The sequence below is a fragment of the Microcoleus sp. B3-A4 genome (assembly GCF_036705385.1).
Lineage (GTDB): Bacteria > Cyanobacteriota > Cyanobacteriia > Cyanobacteriales > Microcoleaceae > Microcoleus.
The window spans coordinates 1-3,048 of sequence record NZ_JAUBUI010000180.1; the positions used below are offsets into that span (position 1 = coordinate 1).

2 protein-coding genes and 1 pseudogene are annotated in these 3,048 nt (G+C 46.1%); all 3 read left to right on the plus strand.

Annotated elements, in window-relative coordinates:
- The first annotated feature begins 114 nt into the window (after positions 1–114).
- Complete coding sequence (locus tag QUB33_RS29055; protein WP_445299573.1) at positions 115–462, plus strand: plasmid mobilization protein; 348 nt, start codon at positions 115–117, stop codon at positions 460–462.
- 65 nt (positions 463–527) lie between these two features.
- Positions 528–2,048, plus strand: a complete 1,521-nt coding sequence (locus QUB33_RS29060; protein WP_333358012.1) for a relaxase/mobilization nuclease domain-containing protein — start codon at positions 528–530, stop codon at positions 2,046–2,048.
- An 80-nt stretch (positions 2,049–2,128) separates the two neighbouring features.
- A pseudogene (locus QUB33_RS29065) lies at positions 2,129–2,502 on the plus strand (ISAs1 family transposase); the annotation flags it as partial.
- Between the last annotated feature and the right edge of the window lie 546 nt (positions 2,503–3,048).

Below are 3,048 nucleotides of genomic sequence, written 5' to 3' on the forward strand. Positions count from 1 at the left end.
CTCTGGCTTTTCGCTCATCTGACTACATTACCATATTTTTCGGCTCTCAATGAACTATTTTTTACCTGAATCCTTACAGTCAAACCTAGAGAGCTGCTATCCAACCATATTCACATTCGCCTCACTGACTCTGACTACAATCAAATCAAAGCAAGAGCAGAGCAAGTCAATTTGAGCATGAGCGACTTCATACGCCGCGCAGCTTTGAGGAGAACCATGCCGCGCCCTCTAGCTGCATTTGACTTGAAAGCCTATCAAGTGTTGTGCAAGATTGATGCCCAATTGAGAATTGCAGGAAACAACCTCAATCAAATTACTAAAGCTTGTAATAGTGCTGTGGCATTGGGAGAACCCGTTGTTGTCAATACAGGACTCTTAGAAAGCGTACAGCAACTCATTCGAGAAAACGGGGGTGCAATTAAAACAATAGTTGCAAACCTCGCCAAATCTACAGTACGCTAACTATTAACAAGGCTCGGCTTTACCGCCTGAGCAATCGATTCTGTGCAACTGACGGCTTTTCGGTTATGATTGGCAAACAAATCAAAGGTACAGGCTTTCGGGGCTGTTTGAACTACGTACTGGGCAAAAAAGACGCCGCTCTAATTGGCGGTACTATGTGCGGACAGACTCCTGAAGAACTCGCTGCTGAATTTGCCATCGCCCGACAACTAAGACCTAACCTGAAAGTAGCAGTTTTTCACGCCACTTTATCTGTTGCAAGCACCGAAAAACTAGAAGATTCTGAAGAAAATGACCAACGCTGGCTGGCGCTCGCAGCCAACTACATGAAAGCGATGGAATTTGACAACAACCAGTACGCAGTTGTCAAGCACAGCGATACAGAACACGACCACATCCACATCGTCGCCAGTCGCATTTGCCTAGATGGAGGGGTTGTTGACGATAGCTGGGACTATTACAAAAGCCAAGAAACTATTCGCCAACTCGAACGGAGTTACAACCTGGAAACTGTTACACCCAGTTGGGAAACAGACAAGCGAGCTCAGACTACAGGAGAACACAGGCAATTAAAAAGCAAGGGAAACAAGAGCGTCAGGGTGCAATTGCAAGACCTAATTGATGAAGTTACCCAAGACAACCCAAGTATGCCAGAATTCGTTGAGCGGTTGCAGCAACAAAGCGTAGAGGTGCAAGTCACACTAACTGGAATCGGCTTCAGTAAAGGCATTTCTTACAAGTTAGATGGGGTCGCTTTAAGTGGCACTCAGTTGGGTAAAGCCTACACTTTTTCTGGATTGCAGAAGCATCGAGGCATTAGCTATGACAAAGGGCGAGATAACGCCCTAATTGAGGCTTTAATGCAGCCACAACACTTAGCGAACGCCCCTGGCGAGGCAGAGGAAAATGAGGTAGAGTCGTCACAATCTGAGCTAGAAACAACCGAACCTGCAACAGCAAATGAGTTAGAGTTACAATTATCAATCCTGCCTGAACGTGATGAAACTCAGTGGCAAAAAGTGCGCTCGCATCTAGCAGTCGAGTACAGTTTACCTTTAGAATTGCTTGAAAAATTGCACTCTCATTCTTGGCTGTATGCCGGCTCAGAAAAGGCTGTATTTACGGCACGGACGCTTGAGGGGGAAGCCAGCTTCGCTTTTGTTCTCGATGAAAGAGGCAACTTTAGTACAACCCATCCCCTGTCATCTGAAGCTGCTTTCTGGGTAGCCACTACTGGAGAAATTGAGCGAGCTGTGATTGCTTGTAACCCAATCGAAGCCCTTTCAATTTTGCTTATTGAACAGGAAAACTCTGCAACAGCACCAGCGACACTTTACCTAGGAATTGAACGAGCTTCACAACTGCCTATAGAATTCTTACAAGAACTCGATAGCGTTATTATAGCGATCGCCGAAAATTCTCAGCTCGCTCGAAATGCGCGATCGTTGCTACCGGATGCAGAACTTGTCAATCCACCGTCAAGTTGGAATGATATCTGGATACAATTAATTGAGCAAGAACAGCAAAATTTTCAACAAAATCACCAACAGTATAAACAGCGCATCCCAGACATTGAACTGGATTAGCTTTTACAGCTTTAAAAATTGATACTACTTACGCAACTGAGGAATTTTTAGACTATCTGTGGCGTAAGGTGCTAAGGTCCACTATTGCGATCGTCGAAATAGTTCGTCATCTGTGGAACAAAACCCTTCACTCCTGTGCAGTTTTACCTAAGTTTTTTACCAGTAGATGCTAAAGCGGAATGGTCGTGCTATTCGTCAACATTGGGGGATTGAAAACCAAGTGCATTGGACGTTAGATGTTACTTTTAATGAAGACCAGTGCCGCATTCGGTCGTTCAACAGTCCTCAAAATTTGGCTTTTCTAAGACGAATGGCACTTAATGCCATCAATCAAGAAACGCCTCTCCGACGTAGTTTGCGACAAAAAAAGAACCGAGCGGCGATGAATGATGACTATATGATGCAGATTCAAAGAGTGCTTGTGTCAAGCCTGATTGAGATGCTCTTACCCTAGACTCACTTGCTCACGCTTGTGCTCTGTTGAAATCTAAACTGCCAATATCCAACTTTCAACTCCTGGCTATCTTTGTGACTGATAAAGCTATGGTCGATGTTGGATTTGGTGGCATCAACCCGACCTACAAGCAAAAGCGATCGGCCGTCAGGGCGAGTTAAGTCCAAGCTCGATGTTCGCTGTGACGATTGTTGATACGACAGCGAGTATCGACCTCTTTACTGGCTGCAAAATTGCAAACAGAATAGCTGGGCGCGATCGCGCGTGGGGCGTCCGCCGCCAATGCCGAACTGCACCAACTCGAATGCGTCGTACCCGGCGACGCTCCATCGTAAAGGCGGCTGCCCTGTACACCAACAGGCTCGCTCCTGGCTTCAATATCGGCTCACGCTCGCGTCAAGCACAGTTCTATCAAAGTCCAAACAGTCAAGAACCCAACTTTCGAGCCTTGGCTGTCGAAAGTGACCCATCATATCATGTCCGGGTGCTTACCCATAATTAAGCAGCAACTGGAACTTGAGGCCACCAGTGAAAGTTTGTTAAACC